12 protein-coding genes are annotated in these 16,589 nt (G+C 74.6%); 7 read left to right on the top strand and 5 right to left on the bottom strand.

The window, feature by feature from the left end:
* Window positions 1–294: 294 nt before the first annotated feature.
* From J7523_RS11320 to J7523_RS11305, 4 genes are all read left to right on the top strand, one after another.
* The gene (locus J7523_RS11320; RefSeq protein WP_291886338.1) at window positions 295–1,275 is read left to right on the top strand and encodes a sugar ABC transporter permease; all 981 of its coding nucleotides are present in this window, start codon (window positions 295–297) and stop codon (window positions 1,273–1,275) included.
* The gene (locus tag J7523_RS11315) at window positions 1,275–2,201 is read left to right on the top strand and encodes a carbohydrate ABC transporter permease (protein WP_291886336.1); all 927 of its coding nucleotides are present in this window, start codon (window positions 1,275–1,277) and stop codon (window positions 2,199–2,201) included. Before J7523_RS11320 ends, J7523_RS11315 begins: the two co-directional genes overlap by 1 nt.
* 227 nt (window positions 2,202–2,428) lie before the next feature.
* Window positions 2,429–3,799, top strand: a complete 1,371-nt coding sequence (locus J7523_RS11310) for an extracellular solute-binding protein (RefSeq protein ID WP_291886333.1) — start codon at window positions 2,429–2,431, stop codon at window positions 3,797–3,799.
* A gap of 2 nt (window positions 3,800–3,801) precedes the next feature.
* Complete coding sequence (locus tag J7523_RS11305; RefSeq protein ID WP_291886330.1) at window positions 3,802–4,563, top strand: MBL fold metallo-hydrolase; 762 nt, start codon at window positions 3,802–3,804, stop codon at window positions 4,561–4,563.
* Window positions 4,564–4,567: 4 nt separating this feature from the next.
* On the opposite strand, the gene J7523_RS11300 is transcribed toward J7523_RS11305, so the two are convergent.
* The 4 genes from J7523_RS11300 to J7523_RS11285 are packed head-to-tail and all read right to left on the bottom strand — an operon-like array spanning window position 4,568 to window position 12,075.
* Window positions 4,568–7,309: an FtsX-like permease family protein gene (locus tag J7523_RS11300; protein WP_291886328.1), complete on the bottom strand. Its 2,742-nt coding sequence runs from the start codon at window positions 7,307–7,309 to the stop codon at window positions 4,568–4,570.
* Window positions 7,306–10,479 (bottom strand): FtsX-like permease family protein, encoded by a 3,174-nt coding sequence (locus J7523_RS11295; RefSeq protein WP_291886326.1) that lies wholly within the window; start codon window positions 10,477–10,479, stop codon window positions 7,306–7,308. Before J7523_RS11295 ends, J7523_RS11300 begins: the two co-directional genes overlap by 4 nt.
* A complete protein-coding gene (locus tag J7523_RS11290; protein ID WP_291886324.1) occupies window positions 10,472–11,167 on the bottom strand; it encodes an ABC transporter ATP-binding protein in 696 nt (231 codons plus the stop codon). The genes J7523_RS11295 and J7523_RS11290 overlap by 8 nt, the downstream gene beginning before the upstream one ends.
* Window positions 11,164–12,075 (bottom strand): ABC transporter ATP-binding protein, encoded by a 912-nt coding sequence (locus J7523_RS11285; RefSeq protein WP_291886321.1) that lies wholly within the window; start codon window positions 12,073–12,075, stop codon window positions 11,164–11,166. Before J7523_RS11285 ends, J7523_RS11290 begins: the two co-directional genes overlap by 4 nt.
* A gap of 205 nt (window positions 12,076–12,280) precedes the next feature.
* Here J7523_RS11285 and J7523_RS11280 point away from each other — a divergent pair, with 205 nt between their 5' ends.
* The 3 genes from J7523_RS11280 to J7523_RS11270 are packed head-to-tail and all read left to right on the top strand — an operon-like array spanning window position 12,281 to window position 15,650.
* Entirely contained in the window at window positions 12,281–14,239 is a 1,959-nt protein-coding gene (locus J7523_RS11280) for an acyl-CoA dehydrogenase family protein (RefSeq protein WP_291886318.1), read from the top strand.
* Between the two features lie 9 nt (window positions 14,240–14,248).
* Window positions 14,249–15,172, top strand: a complete 924-nt coding sequence (locus J7523_RS11275) for a pseudouridine synthase (RefSeq protein ID WP_291886315.1) — start codon at window positions 14,249–14,251, stop codon at window positions 15,170–15,172.
* Window positions 15,173–15,212: 40 nt separating this feature from the next.
* Window positions 15,213–15,650 (top strand): VOC family protein, encoded by a 438-nt coding sequence (locus tag J7523_RS11270; RefSeq protein ID WP_291886312.1) that lies wholly within the window; start codon window positions 15,213–15,215, stop codon window positions 15,648–15,650.
* 20 nt (window positions 15,651–15,670) lie between these two features.
* Here J7523_RS11270 and J7523_RS11265 read toward each other — a convergent pair whose 3' ends face one another.
* Complete coding sequence (locus J7523_RS11265) at window positions 15,671–16,492, bottom strand: S-methyl-5'-thioadenosine phosphorylase (RefSeq protein WP_291886309.1); 822 nt, start codon at window positions 16,490–16,492, stop codon at window positions 15,671–15,673.
* Between the last annotated feature and the right edge of the window lie 97 nt (window positions 16,493–16,589).

The raw sequence follows: 16,589 nt of genomic DNA, 5'->3' as shown, positions 1-16,589 counted from the left end.
ACCACCTGGGCGTCGGCGACGCCGTCCTGCTCGTGCGACATGCTGCCTCCACCGGGCGCGGGGACCGTGCGGTCCTGCGTGTGACGCCGCATTCTCCGGCCCGTCGAGCCTGTCATCGACCGCTCGACCTGACCACCGCAACGGTCGCCGTGGGCCACGGGCGTCCGCCGGTTGCGGGTGTGCAGGGCCAGCGTTACGTTCACCGCCACGAAGCCCCGGGGGCTTCCCACGGGGTCGAGCAACGGCCTCCGACGTGGATGCGGCCGCACGCCGGGCCGCACGGGCGGAGGCGTCATGACGCAGATCGGTGCACAGCCGGCGGCTGTCGCGGACGCCGCCGCGCAGGTCTCGGCGGCCCGTCCGCGGCCGCGGACGAGGACCCGCTTCCACCGCCGTGAGGCCGTCGCGGGATACCTGTTCATCTCGCCGTGGATCGTGGGGTTCCTCGTGTTCACGGCAGGCGCGATGATCTCCAGCCTGGTCATCTCGTTCAGCCACTACAACCTCGCCACGAACGTCGCCCGGCCCGCCGGGCTGTCCAACTACCAGGGCCTCCTGCAGGACCCCCGCGTCGCGACGGCGCTCGGCAACACCCTGTTCTACGCGCTGCTCGCCGTGCCGGCCGAGATCGTGTTCGCGCTGTTCCTCGCGAGCCTGCTCAACGGCGTCGGGCGCGGCGCCGGGGTGTTCCGCACGCTGTTCTACCTGCCGAAGATGACGCCGGCGGTCGCGGCGGCGGCGATCTTCTTCCTGCTCCTCAACGGCAACAGCGGCGCGATCAACCAGGGTCTGCGGGTGTTCGGGATCGAGGGGCCGCAGTGGCTCGTCGACCCGACCTGGATCAAGCCGTCCATCGTGCTCATGCAGCTGTGGGCCGTGAGCGGGACCATGGTGATCTTCCTGGCGGCGCTGAAGAACGTGCCCCGCGAGCTCTACGAGGTCGCGTCGCTCGACGGCGCCGGGCCGGTGCGCCGGTTCGTGAGCATCACGCTGCCGATGATCTCGTCCGCGATGTTCTTCAACGTGATCGTGCTGACGATCGCCGCGTTCCAGGTGTTCGACTCCGCGTACCTGCTGTTCTGGCGCGACCAGTCGAACGCGTCACCCGAGGCGTCGCTGTTCTACGCCGTCTACCTGTTCCAGCAGGCGTTCCGGCAGTTCAACTTCGGGTTCGCCGCCGCGATGGCATGGCTGCTGTTCGTGATCATCATGATCGTCACGTTCGTGCAGATGCGGTTCGGCAACCGGCTCGTCTACTACGAGAGCGACCGCTGATGGCCACCCTCCCGCTCACCGGGCCGCGCCCCGGAGCCGCCGTCGTCACGACGCCCGTCGACGCCGCGACGACACCGCACGGGCGGCGCCACCCCGTCGGGCGCGTCGTCCTGTGGGTCGTGCTCGTCGGCTTCTCGCTGCTGTTCTTGTACCCGTTCGCGTGGCTGCTCGCGGCGAGCCTCAAGGGCCGCGGTCAGGTGTTCGACAACGCGCTGTGGCCGCGTGAGGTGCACTGGCAGAACTACGTCGAGGTCTGGCACCAGCTGCCCCTGCTCAGCTGGATGTTCACGAGCGTGTCCATCGCGATCCTCGCCGCCGTGACGGTCGCCCTGTCCAGCTCGCTGGTGGCGTTCGGGTTCGCGTACTTCCGGTTCCCCGGCCGCGGGGTGCTGTTCGGGCTCGTGCTCGCGACGATGATGCTGCCGGGCGCCGTGACGATGATCCCGATCTACCTCATCTGGAAGGAGCTGGGAGCCCTCGGCACGTGGATCCCGCTGTTCGGCGCGAACCTGTTCGGCTCCGCGTTCTACATCTTCCTGCAGCGACAGTTCTTCCTCGGGTTGCCCCGCGAGCTGTTCGAGGCCGCGCGCATCGACGGTGCGAGCTACTGGACGATGTTCTGGCGCGTCGTCATGCCGCTGTCCGTCCCGTCGTTCGTCATCGTGCTGCTGTTCGAGTTCCAGGCGAGCTGGAACAACCTGCAGCAGGCGCTCATCTACCTCAACGCGGGCAGCGTCGACGGGTTCACGGCGCCCCTCGGGATCGCGTACGCGATGACGAAGTACAGCCCGACGGCTGGCGGCCAGGGCGACTACCAGTACGTCATGGTCGCGTCGCTGCTGGTCACGGTGCCGATGCTCGTGCTGTTCGCGTTCGGCCAGCGGTACTTCATCGAGGGCGTCGCCACGACGGGACGCAAGGGCTGACGCTCGGTCCGACGTCGCGGTCGCCCGAGATGCGAAGCGCTGCTCGAGCACCGACGCTGAGGGCACCGGCTCGCGGCACCCCTCGCGGCCGGATGCGTCCAGAGCCTGGCGCGACGACCGGCCCGCAGCGGCGCGGCAGACGCGGCCCCGGCCTCGCTCCGCCGACGACCGTCCTCGGGTACCCGTCGGCGCGACGACCCGCGCCGCGGCAGGGAAGGGACGCAGTGATGAGAAGGACGCGACGCGCGACCGTGGCCGTGCTCCCCGTCGTGGCACTCGTGCTGGCGGCGTGCAGCTCCGGCGGCGGGGACCAGGGCGGTGCCGCGAGCGCCGACTTCACCGGCACACCGAGCGGCACCATGAACGGCTGGGCGTTCGACAACGCCGACGACGTGGGCACGGCCCGGATGGACCACGCCGCGGGCCAGCTCGACGGCGTGACGGTCAAGCTGGACCAGACCGCGTTCGACGCGCAGAAGTTCACGACCCGCCTCGCGGGCGGCGACGTGCCCGACGTCGTGCAGATGGACCGCCGCTACGTCACGACGTACGCCGCGCAGGGCCTGATCCTGCCCCTCGACGAGTGCTTCACCGCGCACGACGTCGACCCCGACACCCGGTGGTACCCGTTCGTCGTCGACGACGTCCGGTACCAGGACAAGGTGTGGGCGGTGCCGCAGTTCTACCAGCCGCCCGCGATCCTGCTGAACAAGCGCGTCATGGACGCCGCGGGCGTCACCGACGAGCAGATCGACACGTCGAAGCCGGACGTCCTGGTCGGCGCGCTCACCGCGATGTACAAGGAGTCGGGCGGCGTCCCGACGACCCTCGGGTTCGACCCGGTCGCGACCGGTCAGGCCGGGCTCTGGGTCCTCGCGATGGGCGGCAGGCTCACCGACGACGCGGGCAAGCCGACGCTCGACGACCCCGCGAACACGGCCGGCCTCGACCTGCTCAAGAAGATCGCCGACGCCCAGGGCGGGTTCGCGAAGGTGAAGAGCTTCACCGATGCGTTCGACACGTTCGGGGACGCCAACCAGTTCGTCACGGACCAGGTCGGCGCGCAGGTCGACGCCCAGTGGTACCCGAACGTGCTGTCCCCGTACCTCGACAAGGTCCAGCTCGGCGCCGTCCCGTTCAAGGACAAGGACGGCAAGCCGTTCACGGTCACGTCCGGCCAGGCGTTCGTCATCCCCCAGGGCGCCAAGAACCCGGCGGCCGCGTGCGCGTGGGCGCTCGAGCTCACGACCCTCGACGCCTGGAAGGCGGCCGCCGAGGCCCGCAGCGCGACGCTCCAGAAGGACGGCGGCCTCAACACGGGCCTGTTCACCGGCTCGCCGGAGGCCGACAAGGCCATCCGCGACCAGTACGTGGTGCCCACCGGGAACGCGGGGTTCGACCAGGTCATCTCGACCTACTACGACGTCCTCGGCTACGGGAAGACGTTCGGGTCGTCCCCCGCGGGCCAGGACATCGAGAGCGAGCTCAACAACGCCGTCACGGCGACGCTGCTCGGCGACAAGTCGGCGACCGAGGCCCTGGCCGACGCGCAGACGGCCGCGCAACGGGCGTACGACAACGTGACCGCCGGGAGCTGACGGTGCCGCGCACGCACGCCGCGGCCACCACGGAGGTGGCCGACGGCGTCTTCCGGCTCGCGCACGCCTACGTCAACGTCTACCTCGTGGTCGACGGCCGCGAGGTGCTCGTGGTCGACACCGGCCTGCCCGCATTCTGGCCGCTGCTCGGGCAGGCGCTCCGCTCGCTCGGCAGGACGCCGGCCGACGTCGCGGCCGTCGCGCTCACGCACGCGCACTTCGACCACACGGGCGTCGCCGCCCGGCTCCGCCGCGAGCTCGGCGTCGCGGTGTGGGCGCACCCGGAGGACTTCTTCCTCGCGGCGCACCCGTACCGGTACGCGCACGAGAACCCCCGTGCCCTCTACCCGTTGCGGCACCCTCGCGCGCTGCCGATCCTTGCGGCCATCGCCGGTGCGGGTGCGCTTCGCGTCCCGGCGATCGACGACCTGCGCGCCTACCCGACGAGTGGCGAGCTGCCGCTCCCCGGTGCGCCGCGCGTGCTGTTCACACCGGGCCACACGTACGGGCACTGTGCGCTCCACCTCCCTGGCCGGGACACCCTCATCAGCGGCGACGCGCTCGTCACGCTGGACCCGTACACCGGCCTGCCGGGTCCGCAGATCGTCGCGGGCGCGGCCACGGCCGACAGCGGCCAGGCGCTCGCGTCGCTCGACGTGCTCGCCGCCACCGGGGCGGCGACCGTGCTGCCCGGCCACGGCGAACCCTGGCACGACGGTGTCGAGGCCGCGGTCGACCGCGCACGGGCACGGGGCGCACACTGACCCGTCAGCGCACCCGGAGCACCTGGCCGAGCCGCTCCCGACGGCGGGCGGAGGACTCGACCGCGACGACCACCAGGACGGTGACCGCCACGAGCCCGACGGGCGCGACCGCCCACCACGGCAGCACGACCGCGGGATCGCCGGTCTGGCCGGTGACGAGCCGCAGGGCCAGCGGACCCACGAGCACGCCGACCAGCGCCGCGCCGACCAGCACGCCGCCCGCCGCCGCGACGAGCGTGGGCGGCAGCAGCTCCCCGGCGGCGACCCGCGCGGAGGCCCGTCCCCGCAGCCCCAGCACGCGGGCGGTCGCGAGCGACCGGGCGCGACCGGGAGCGGAGGCCGCCGCGTCCAGGACGACGACGGTCGCCGCGAGGGCGGCGCACAAGACGGCCGCGAGGGCGAGGAGCAGCAGCAGCCCGTCGGCCAGCGGGTCCGCCCGCCGGTCCGCGAGCCACTGCGCGCGACTCAGCTCGTGCGCGCCGACCGTGGCGGCCGCCGTGTGGGCCACGGTCGACGCCCCGGGGCCGACGGCCCAGACGGTGTCCGGGTCGACCACCGCCTGCTCCGGGCCGGGGGCCGCCGAACCGGTCTGGTCGGCTCGTGCGGCGGCGACCGCCCGGACGACCGCGGCCAGCGCGACGCGGTCCACGACCACCGTGGCGGCGGCCGGCGTCCCGTCCTGCTGCAGCGCCGGCAGTGCGGGGGCTTCGCCGACGGGGTCGAGGTCGATCGTCACGTCTCCCCACCGCAGCGACGGAGCGGTCGCGAGGAGCGGTCCGGACACGAGCGCGGGCAGCGGACCGACGTCGGTGCGGGCCGCCGCCGCGTCGGACGCGCGGGCGAGCCGGGCGAGCGCCGGGGCGGCCCCGAACGGTGTGCGGGCGAGCAGCGCGCCGTACGGGCCGGGGTCGACGGCCAGCACCTGCACCGTGTCGACGCCCTGCACGCCGAAGACCTGGCGCTCGCCCTGCGCGCGTCCGACGGCGACCGCGTCGACCCCGTCGGCGGCGGCGAGCGCGTCCGCAACCTCCCCCAGCGACGCGTCGGGCACGGCCGTCCGGACGACGACGTCGGCGCCCACGCTGTCCCACGAGCCGTCCACCTGCCCCGCACGGGCCGTCCCCACGAGCGCGGCGCACAGCCCGACGAGCGTGGTGAGCACCACGAGAGCCACGAACGGCAGGAGGGCCCCCGTGGAACGGGCCCGGGCCATGGCGAGCAGCGGCCCGGCCTTGCGGGACCTGCGCGCGACGTGCAGCGCACCGGTGAGCAGCGGCGGGACGGCCCGCCACAGCAGCAGCGCGACGGCGGCCGCTGCGAGGACGGGCGCCGCCGCGAGCAGCAGGTCGGCGACACCGGACATCGACACGGCACCGCGTCGCCGCAGGGCGGACATCCCCGCGACCGCGAGCACCAGCAGCGCGGCCTCGAGCGACACCCTGCGCACGGTGCGCACGCGCTGCGCGAGCCGGCGGTGGTGCCGGTCGGTCGGGACCCGCCGCGGCTCGGCGCGCATCGCGGTGGCCGTCGCGAACGCCGGCGGGGCCAGCACGCCGACGAGCACCACGACGACGACCCAGGGCCACGTCACCGGACCCGGTGCGACGACGCCACCGAGGACGAGACCCACCGCGGCGCCCAGGCCGACGACCACCGCCGACTCCGCGGCCGCTCCCCCGGCGAGGGCAGGCAGCGAGGCTCCCCGGGCGCGGACGGTGCGCAGGGCGGTGGACCGTCGGCGCGCGAGCAGGGCCGCCGCGACGAGCAGCACGAGCGCGGCGCCGCACGCCAGACCCGCGAGCACCACGACGGCCTGCGACCACGTGGCCGCGACGCGTGCGCGGGCGTCCAGCAGCAGGACGTCGAGCCGGGACGTGACGGTCAGCCCGGGCCCCGGGGCACCGAGCAGCTCCGGAGACGCCTCGAGCGCGGCGACCTGCTTCACCAGCGCGTCGGAGCCGCGGAAGTCGAGCGCCTGGGGGTCCACCGCGAGCCGGAACGTCCGGGCCACGCCGTCCGGCTCGAGCGCGGCCCGCGCGGCGGGCAGGGACGCTGCCGACAGCAGGCCGCCCACCACCGTGGTGGGCTCGGTCTTCGCGCCCAGGACCCGTGGGCGCAGCACCTCCGGCCGCGCCGTCCAGACCTCGTCGGACGCGTCCACCGCGTCGAACACGCCGGTGACCAGCACCGGCACCGTCGTCCGGTCCTCCTTGCGGGCCTGGAACGTGTCCCCGGCACCGACACCGAGGCGCCGCGCCACCTCGTCGGAGAGCGCGAGCTGCACGGCCCCGTCCGGCCCGGGTCGGCCGGGGGCCGTCCCGTCGAGCCACCGGACGGCGGGTTCCTGGCCCGCCCAGAGGTAGGTCATCCACAGCACGCCACCGGTCGGCAGGTCCGGCGTGCTGAGCGCGAGGTCGCTGCTGGTCACGGCGGCGACGGGTGCGCCCAGCACCGGTCGCAGCGGCGCCGGAACGGACTCGTCGATCGCGCGTGCCACGTCGTCGACGCTCACCGTGGTGTCCGACGGGCCGGCCGACGCGTCCGACGCGCCCGGGCCGTACCTCAGGGTGACGAGCAGGTCGGCCGCCGGGTCGGCCTGCGCGACCGCCGTCCGGACGGCCGTGTCCGCCCTGCCGGTGAGCAGCCGCGGCACCGCGTCCGTCAGGCCCACGGTGAGCGCGACGACGAGTGCGGTGACGAGCAACGGCCACAGGTCGGCACGGGACCGGCGCCAGGCCGCCCTCATGCCGTCCCGTCCATCCGCAGCCGGGCGATCGTCGAGCGCCGCACCGTGCGGGCGGCGAGCGGCACGACGAGAGCGGCGCAGCCCACCAGGACCACGAGCACCGCCGCCACCTGGGCCGGCCACGGCCAGCTCACGGCGGCGGCCGGCACGGGCGGCAGGCCCTCGGCGGAGACCACGAGGAGCGGACCGACGGCCCAGCAGGCGAGGGCCCCCAGCACCACCCCGCACAGCACCGGCAGCCCGGTGAGAACGCCCTGCTCGGCCAGCACGGACGCGAGCACGGAACGTCGTGACGCCCCGAGCCCCCGCAGCCGGGCCACGTCCAGCTCGCGCGCCTCCAGCGCGGCCGTCGCGTGCATCGCGGTCCCGACGAGCGCCAGCACGACCGCGGCGACGACGAGCAGCGCCGCCGCGGCCCGCAGCGCCGCACGCAACGGCCCCTCGGCGTTCTCGTCCGCGACGGTGGTGCGCTCCGTCACCGGGCCGACCCCGGCTGCCACGAGCGACTCGGCGGCGTCGGCGGGGGTCGTGCCGCCCACCCACCAGGCGTCCGTCAGCGGGTCCAGGTGGCCGTCGCTGAGCGCGGCACGCGACAGCGTGTCCACGTCGGCGAGCACGGCGGGCGCGCGCGGCTGCGACGGGACGTAGGCCGTGATGCCGGCGACCTCGGCGCGCACAGGCGTCAGCCCCAGCGTGAGCTGCATGCCGTCGCCGACCTCGAGCCCGAGCGCGTCGGCCAGCCGGGCCGAGACCACGACGGGCACGCTGCCGACAGGGCGGAACGCAAGAGCCGTGAGCGTCCCGTCCGACCAGTACAGACCGGGTAGCGAGGCGGTGCCGTCGAGCGTCAGCAGCACGCCGTCCGCCACCTCGTCGGCGGTGACGTCCGCGAGCGACGCCACGACGTAGTCCTCGCCGGGAGGGCGCCCGGCGGACCACGCCCCTCCCGGCGCGAGGGTCGCGTCGCGCAGCAGGACGTCGACCGTGAGGTCGGGCGAGCTCTGCTGGTCCGGGTCGGCGGCGTCGCCGGCGGCGGACAACCGGGTGTCGACGGCCACCACCAGGGCGTCCTGCGGCACGGCCACCGCGAGCGCGTGCGGCGTGCCGTCCAGCTCGACGACGCCCGCGGGCAGCGTGGCGCGCGCGCCTTCGTCGTCCTGCACGACGAGGCTGATGCTCGCCGAGACCGCGGCGTCACCCGTCACGTGGCCCGACACGGCGAGCTGCGCGGTCGTGCCGCTCAGCCGCACGCCGCCCACGGGGTCCGCCGGCGCGAGGCCGGCCGTGGCGTCCGTCCAGCCGCCCGGCACGCGGGGACGCAGGAGCCCGTCGGCGTCGCGCGTGTCGACGGCGACGAGGTGCACCGCGCCTTCGCCGCTCTGCGTGCGCGAGCCGAGCGTGGTCGTCCGGCTCGTGACGGGGCTGACCTCGCCGCCCGTGACCTCACGCAGCGTGGCGCCCGTGCCGAGCGCGCCCGGCTGCGCCGCGACCGACAGGTCGGTGCCCACGACAGCCTCCGCCTGGTCGCGCTGGGACTGCGCCCACGTGGCGGCGAACCCCGCGCCGAACGTCGCGCACGCCGTCGCGAGGACCAGCAGGAACGCCGCCGCAGCACCCTGCCTCCGACGCGCGATCCCCCAGGCGGCCAGAGGCAGGGTCAGCGAGCGCGTCGAGGAGGCGCGCGCGTCGATCCTGCGCGCGAACCACGCGAGCGGGCGCAGCAGCAGCACCGCCCCTGCCACGACGCAGACCACCGGCGCGACGACGAGCACCGGGTCCACCGCGGCGCTGCTCGTGACCCGGTGGGCGCGCAGCTGCAGGTACGCGACCACGGCGAGCGCGAGGAGCAGCAGGTCGGCTCCCGACCGGACCACCACGCCGACGCGGTCCTCGCGCGTGCCACGCGGCGACGTCGTGCGCAGCCACGGCACGACGAGCAGCGCGCCCAGCACGAGCGAGACGGCGGCGACGCTCGCGACGAGCGACCCGACGCCCCCCTCGGGGACGCCCGCGGGGCCGAGCCCGACCGCACCCGCCAGCGCGCCGTACAGCGCGAGCGCGAGCACCGTCGCCGGGGCGACGGCGAGCAGCGCGAGCACAGCAGCCTCGACGCCTGCCTGCAGGACGAGACGTCCGCGCCCCACCCCACGGGCGCCCAGCAGCGCCGCCTCCGCCGCGCGCCGACCGGCGACGAGCCGCGCCGACAGCATCACGGTCGTCGCCGCGAGCGCGCCGCCGAGCAGCGCCACCGCGAGCACGCCCGACCCCGTCACCCTGCCCTGGTCGCGCGCCGCACCGATCGTGCGCGCGAACGGCAGGTCCGCCACCACGTTCTCGGCGCGGTCCCCGAACGTGCTGTCGAGCTGCCCCGGCAGCGCGTCGACGCCCGTCGCGGCCCGGGCGAGGTCGGCGGCGGTCGCGGTCGTCAGGTCCGGCTGGACGTGCAGCGTGACGCGTCGCAGCGGCAGGGCGCTCGCGGCGACCCCTCCGGGCGCGACGACGAACGGACCGTACGCGGCGATGTGCCCCCGGTAGTTCGGTCTCGCCCCTTCACCGTCGAGCGGGTCCTCCGTCCACCCGGTGCCAGGTCTCGGCACGAACGTCCCGACCACCGTCAGGTCCTGGCCCGGGCCGCCCGCGACCTCGGCCAGGGTGGTCGCGCTGCCGACGTCGAGGCCCAGGGCGCGCGCTGCCGACGTCGGCAGCGCGATCTCACCGGGCGCGTCGGGCCAGCGTCCCGACGCGACCGTCCCCCGTGCGTCCGGGTCGTCGAGCTCTGCGAGGTAGGCGAGCCGCAGCGGGCCACCGTCGGGTGGCAGGTACCGCATGACGGTCGACGTCCACGTGGTCCGCGTCGTCGGCAGGTCTCCGAACGGGGCCGTCAGCAGGGACGATGCCTGCGCGACGGCGTCGGAGGCGTCCCGTGCGGTCGCCGCGACGCGCTCCCCCACGTCGGGGTCGTCCGGGTCCTCCGGGAACCCGAGCGCGACGCCCACCGCGACGTCCTCCTGCGCGGCACGGACCATCGTGAGCTGCAGGGCCCGCTGCGGGGCGGCCGTCGTGAGCAGCACGCACGTCCCGACCAGCGCGGAACCGACGACCATGACCGCGAGCACCGCCACCAGCACGGCCGCCTGCGCGCGTCCACGCCGCCACAGGAGCTCACGCACGCGCGGGAGCCTCCACCAGCCGGCCGTCCACGAGGTGCACCGCGCGGTCCGCGAGCGCGATCATCACCGGGTCGTGGGTCGCGACGAGCGCCGTCATGCCCTCGGCCTCGACGACGCCGCGGATCAGGGCCATGACCGACAGACCGGTCTCGCTGTCGAGCTGGCCCGTCGGCTCGTCCGCAACCAGCAGCCGGGGTGAGCCGGCCAGCGCGCGGGCGATGGCGACCCGCTGCTGCTGCCCGCCGGACAGCTCGTCCGGCCGCTGCAGGGCGTGCTCGCCGAGCCCGACGAGCTCGAGCAGCATCTCGACGCGCCGCTCCCGCTCGGCCACCGGCGCCTCGCGCATCCGCAGCGGGACGCCGACGTTCTCGGCCGCCGTCAGCACGGGGATCAGGCCGAACGTCTGGAACACGAAGGCGACCCGCTCGCGCCGCAGCTCGGCCTGCCCGTCCTCGGTGAGGGCCGTGACGTCCACGTCGTCGACCAGCACGCTGCCCTCGTCCGGGCGGTCGAGCCCGCCGACGAGGTTGAGCAGCGTCGTCTTGCCCGACCCGGAACGCCCGACGAGCGCGACGAGCTCACCGGGGGCGACGTCCAGGTCGACCCCGCGCAACGCGTGCACGGCGGACCGCCCGCTGCCGAACGTCCGGTGCGCGCCCCGGACCTGCACGGCGGCGCCGGCGTTCACCGCGCACCGCCGTCGCGCCAGACGCCGAGGTGCTCGGTCTCCAGCGTCAGCCGCACACGGCGGGTCAGGGCGAGCGCCTCCCGGTACTCGCGCGGCACCTGCACGCGACCGGCCCGGTCCATCACGGCGTACTCCTCGTGCGTCACGTCCCCGTCGGTGTCCCGGCGCAGCACCTCGCTGCTGGTGCGCCCGTCCCGGATCGCGACGGTGCGCTCGACGAGACCGCTGACGGCCGGGTCGTGCGTGACGACGACGACCGTGGTGCCCGCTTCCCGGTTCACGGTCTGCAGCGCGTCGAACACCTCACGCGCCGTCGTGGTGTCGAGCTCGCCCGTCGGCTCGTCCGCCAGCAGCAGCTGCGGCCCGTTCGCGAGGGCCGTCGCGATCGCGACGCGCTGCTGCTCACCGCCCGACATCTCCTGCGGCTGCCGGTCGGCGACGTGCCCGACGCCCACGAGGTCGAGCAGCTCCTGCGCCCGCGCGGCCTTCTTCCGGCGAGGCGTCGAGGTGAGCGGGAGCGCGACGTTCTGCCGGGCCGTCAGGTAGGGCAGCAGGTTCCGGGAGGTCTGCTGCCACACGAAGCCGACCATCTCGCGGCGGTAGGCGACCCGGTCGCGTGCCTGCATCGCCATGAGGTCCCAGCGCCCGACACGGACCCGGCCCGCGGTGGGCGCGTCCATCCCGGACAGCACCGCGAGCAGCGTCGACTTGCCCGACCCGCTCGCGCCGACGACCGCGATCATCTCGCCCTCGTCGACCAGCAGGTCGAGGCCCTGCAGGGCCTGCACCTCGACGCTGCCGGACTGGTAGATCCGCACGAGGTTGTCGCACGCGACGAGCGCGTCGTGACCGAACCGCTCCGGGCGCGCGGCGTTGCCGCCCAGTGCCTCGAGCGTGCTCTGCGACACCACCGCTCCCTCCGTCGGACGGCCGTCCACCCTGCAGGCTAGGCGGATCCCCGCCGTCCGGTGGGCGAACGGCGCAGGTGTCGTCCCGTCGACGTGGCGACGTGACTGCCTGACCGTCTGGACGGCGTGCGGACCTGAGCGACGGGTCGATAATCGCATCGAGCGGCTGACCCGTTCGGTGCGGGTCCCGCCGGGGAGGCTCGTCATGAGCAGTGTCGCCGTGGACCCGACCCACACTGCCGGTGAACGGAAGGCTCGTGAGGTCGCCGAGGCGGCCCGCGAGCAGAGGTGGACCCGCCCGAGCTTCGCCAAGGGCCTGTACCTCGGCGCGTTCGACGTCGGGCTCATCCATCCGTACCCCGCGCTCGACCCGGATGCCGCGGCGCGCGGTGCGGCGTTCCATCAGGAGCTGCTCGAGGTGTGCACGGCCATCGACGGCCTGGCGATCGAGCGCGACGACCGCGTCCCCGACGAGGTCGTCGACGCGTTGCGGCGCGTCGGCGCGTTCGGCATGAAGATCCCTCAGGAGTACGGCGGCCTGGGGCTGTCGCTCGTCGACTACGGCAGGGCCTTGATGCTGGTCAGCACGGTGCACCCGAGCCTGGCCGCGCTGCTGTCCGCGCACCAGTCCATCGGTGTGCCCGAACCGGTGCACATGTTCGGCAGCCCCGAGCAGAAGCAGGCGTACCTGCCGCGCTGCGCCGCGGGCGCGATCTCCGCGTTCCTGCTCACCGAGCCCGACGTCGGCTCGGACCCCGCCCGGCTCGGTACCACCGCGACACCGACGGACGACGGGACCGCGTACCTGCTGGACGGCGTGAAGCTGTGGACCACGAACGGTCCGATCGCCGAGCTGCTGGTGGTCATGGCGGTCGTCCCGCCGCACGACGGCCCGCATGGCGGCCAGCACGGCGGCCAGCATGGCGGCCAGCACGGCGGGATCAGCGCCTTCGTCGTCGAGGCGTCCACGCCCGGCATCACCGTCGAGCACCGCAACCGGTTCATGGGGCTGCGCGGGATGGAGAACGGCGTCACCCGGTTCCAGCAGGTGCGGGTGCCGGTGGCCAACCGGCTGGGACGTGAGGGCGAGGGTCTGAAGATCGCGCTGACCACGCTCAACACGGGCCGGCTGTCGATCCCCGCGATCTGCGCGGGCGGGAGCAAGTGGGCGCTGTCCATCGCACGGCAGTGGTCGACCGAGCGGGTGCAGTGGGGTCGACCGGTGGGCGAGCACGAGGCGATCAGCGCCAAGCTGGCGTTCATCGCGGCCACGGCGTTCGCGCTGGAGTCGGTGTTCGACCTGTCCGCCCGGCTGGCCGACACGGGCCAGAAGGACGTGCGCATCGAAGCGGCCCTGGCCAAGCTGTGGGCCAGCGAGATGGGCTACCGCGTGGCCGACGAGCTCGTGCAGATCCGCGGCGGGCGCGGGTTCGAGACCGCCGACTCGCTGGCCGCGCGCGGCGAACGGGCGGTGCCGGCCGAGCAGCTGCTGCGGGACATGCGGATCAACCGCATCTTCGAGGGCTCGTCGGAGATCATGCGCCTGCTGATCGCCCGCGAGGCGGTCGACACGCACCTGACCGCGGCGGGCGACCTCGCGTCCCGGGACGCGTCCCTCGGCGCCAAGGCGCGTGCGGCCGTCGGCGCGAGCCGCTTCTACGTCCGTTGGTTCCCGGCGTTGCTCGTCGGACAAGGCTCCCGCCCCGACGCGTACGGTGACTTCGGCCGGCTGGGCCGCCACGTGCGCTTCGTCGAGCGGTCGTCCCGGGCGCTGGCCCGGCACACGTTCTACGCGATGGCCCGCCACCAGGCCCGCCTCGACCGCAAGCAGGTGCTCCTGGGGCACGTCGTCGACATCGGCGCCGAGCTGTTCGCCATGTCCGCGGTGTGCACCCGCGCCACGGCGCTGCGCCACGACGACCCCGCCGCCGGCCGCAGCGCGGTCGATCTCGCCGACGCCTTCTGCGCCCAGTCCCGCCTCCGGGTGGAGACCCTGTTCCGAGGTCTGCGCCGCTCCACCGCCGCGTCCGACGACCGGTTGGCCGGCGCCGTGATGGCCGGCCGGCTGCGGTGGGTGGAGGACGGCATCCTCGACCCCTCGCAGGGCACCGGCCCGTGGATCGCCCCCGCCGGCCGAGCGGAGCGGGCCCGGCCGGGTCCGTAGGGTGGGCGGGTGCCTCCCCGATCGCCGCTGCCGACCAGGCACGGTCTGAGCGCCGCGTGGCTGTGCACCCCGAGCCGCGATCGTGCCCGCGCGGACGCGTGGTCGACGATGGGCGACTGGCTGCGCGACAGGCTGCCCGCCCACGTCGACGTGGGCGGCATGCTGGAGCGGGAGTGCTTCGTCGACGAGGCGGGCTGGGTGGTCCGTGCCGGCGACCCGTTCGTCCCGCAGCGCTTCGTGTGGTTCCACCGCGACCTGCGCGACGAGCCGGAGGTGACGGCCCCGGTCCACGTGGTGCATCGCGACGACCGGCTCGTGGTCGTCGACAAGCCGGCGTTCCTCTCCTCGATCCCCCGCGGCCGGCACGTGGTGCAGAGCGTCGTCGTGCGGCTGCGTGCCGAGCTCGACCTGCCGGAGCTGTCCCCGCTGCACCGTCTGGACCGCGTCACCTCCGGACTGCTGATGCTCGCGACGACGGCCGAGTGGCGCAGGCCGTACCAGGAGCTGTTCGAGCGCCGAGCGGTGCACAAGACGTACTGGGCGCTGGCGCCGTTGCGCGCGGACCTGGCGCTCCCGGTCGTCGTGCGCAACCACATCCGCAAGGAGCGCGGCGAATGGCGCGCCGACGTGGTGCCCGGCGCACCGGCCAACGCCGAGACGCGCGTGGAGCTCGAGTCGGAGGTGGACGGTCGAGGGATCTACCGCCTGACGCCCACCACGGGCCGCACCCACCAGCTCCGCCTGCACCTGCACGGCCTGGGCATCCCCATCGTCGACGACCCCCTGTACCCCGAGGTGCGGGACGTCGAGGTCGACGACTTCAGCCGCCCGCTGCAGCTGCTCGCCGGGCAGCTCACGTTCAGCGACCCCGTCGACGGCACCCTCCGAGCGTTCCGGAGCGTGCGCCGGCTCCCCCTGCTCGCTGCGTCGTAGCGGCTGAACAGCGCGTCTGCCCCGTTGCTAGCGTGACGCCATGCCCATCACGCTGGAGAACGTCGGCATCGCCGTCCGCGACCTCGAGGCGGCGATCGCCTTCTACGTCGACCTCGGGCTGACGGTCGTGGGCCGGCAGACGGTCAGCGGGGAGTGGACCGACACGGCCGTGGGCCTCGACGGCAACCACGCCCGGATCGCGATGCTGCAGACCCCCGACGGACACGGCCGCCTCGAGCTCTTCGAGTACCTCCACCCCGACGCGATCGAGACCGAGCCCACCCTGCCGAACGAGATCGGCATGCACCGCGTCGCGTTCTCGGTCGACGACCTCGACGCAGCCCTGGAGATCGCCGCGCGGCACGGCTGCTACCCGCTGCGCGGCGTCGCGACGTACGAGGACGTCTACCGGCTCACCTATCTCCGCGGCCCCAGCGGCACGCTCGTGATGCTGGCCGAGGAGCTCACGAAGGACTGACCGGCTGCTTGCCGGCCCGTTCAGGGCCCCTCGCCCGGGAGCTCGAACGGCAGCCGGAGCCCGTCGAGCGCGTGCCGGCAGACGCACTCGTCGTCCGCCGGGAGCGCCTCGACGACCCGGGCGAGAACGGCCCGAAGCCGGTCGACGCTCCGCGCGAACTCGTCGAGCACGGCCTGGTGCGACACGGCCGCCGACGCGTCGACCCCGGCATCCGCGTCGGTGACGACGGCCAGGCCCGTGTAGCACAGGGCCAGCTCACGGGCGAGACCGGCCTCGGGCATCCCGGTCATCCCGACGACGTCGCCGCCTGCCGCCGCGTTGCGCCGTGACTCGGCACGGGTCGAGAAGCGTGGCCCCTGGATGACCACCATCGTGCCCCCGTCGACGACCGGCATCGGCGGGTCCGTGAGGTCCACGACCGCGCGCCGACCCTGCGGGCAGAACGGGTCCGCGAACCCGACGTGCACGACGGCCCCCTCGACGTCGTAGTAGGTGGACGCCCGGCCCCAGGTCGCGTCGATGACCTGGTCCGGCACGACGAGGGTCCCGGCGGGCAGGTCGGGACGCAGCGCGCCGACCGCCGACGCTGCCAGGACCCGGCGGACGCCGAGCGTCCGCAGCGCCCAGAGGTTGGCGCGGTAGTCGACCTGGTGCGGCGCGAGGCGGTGGTCGGCCCCGTGCCGCGGGAGGAACACCACCCGGCGGCCCCCGAGCCTGCCGGCTCGCAGGGTGTCGCTGGGCGGGCCGTACGGCGTCTCCACGGCGACGTCCTGCGCCGCGTCGAGCAGCTCGTAGAGGCCGGAGCCTCCGATGACCCCGATGGGAGACGCGTCCTGGCTCACGGAGATCCCTTCGTCGACGACGAGCCGAACGTAGCCCGGGGGTGACGCCCTTGACCCGTGCGGCCGGCCGTCGTCAGGAAGCCGTCACCATCCCGGC

Origin of the sequence: Cellulomonas sp., assembly GCF_017744555.1 — a bacterium.
GTDB lineage: Bacteria > Actinomycetota > Actinomycetes > Actinomycetales > Cellulomonadaceae > Cellulomonas.
Note: the sequence above shows the minus strand (reverse complement) of the source record. Positions and strands in the feature narration are given on the sequence as shown.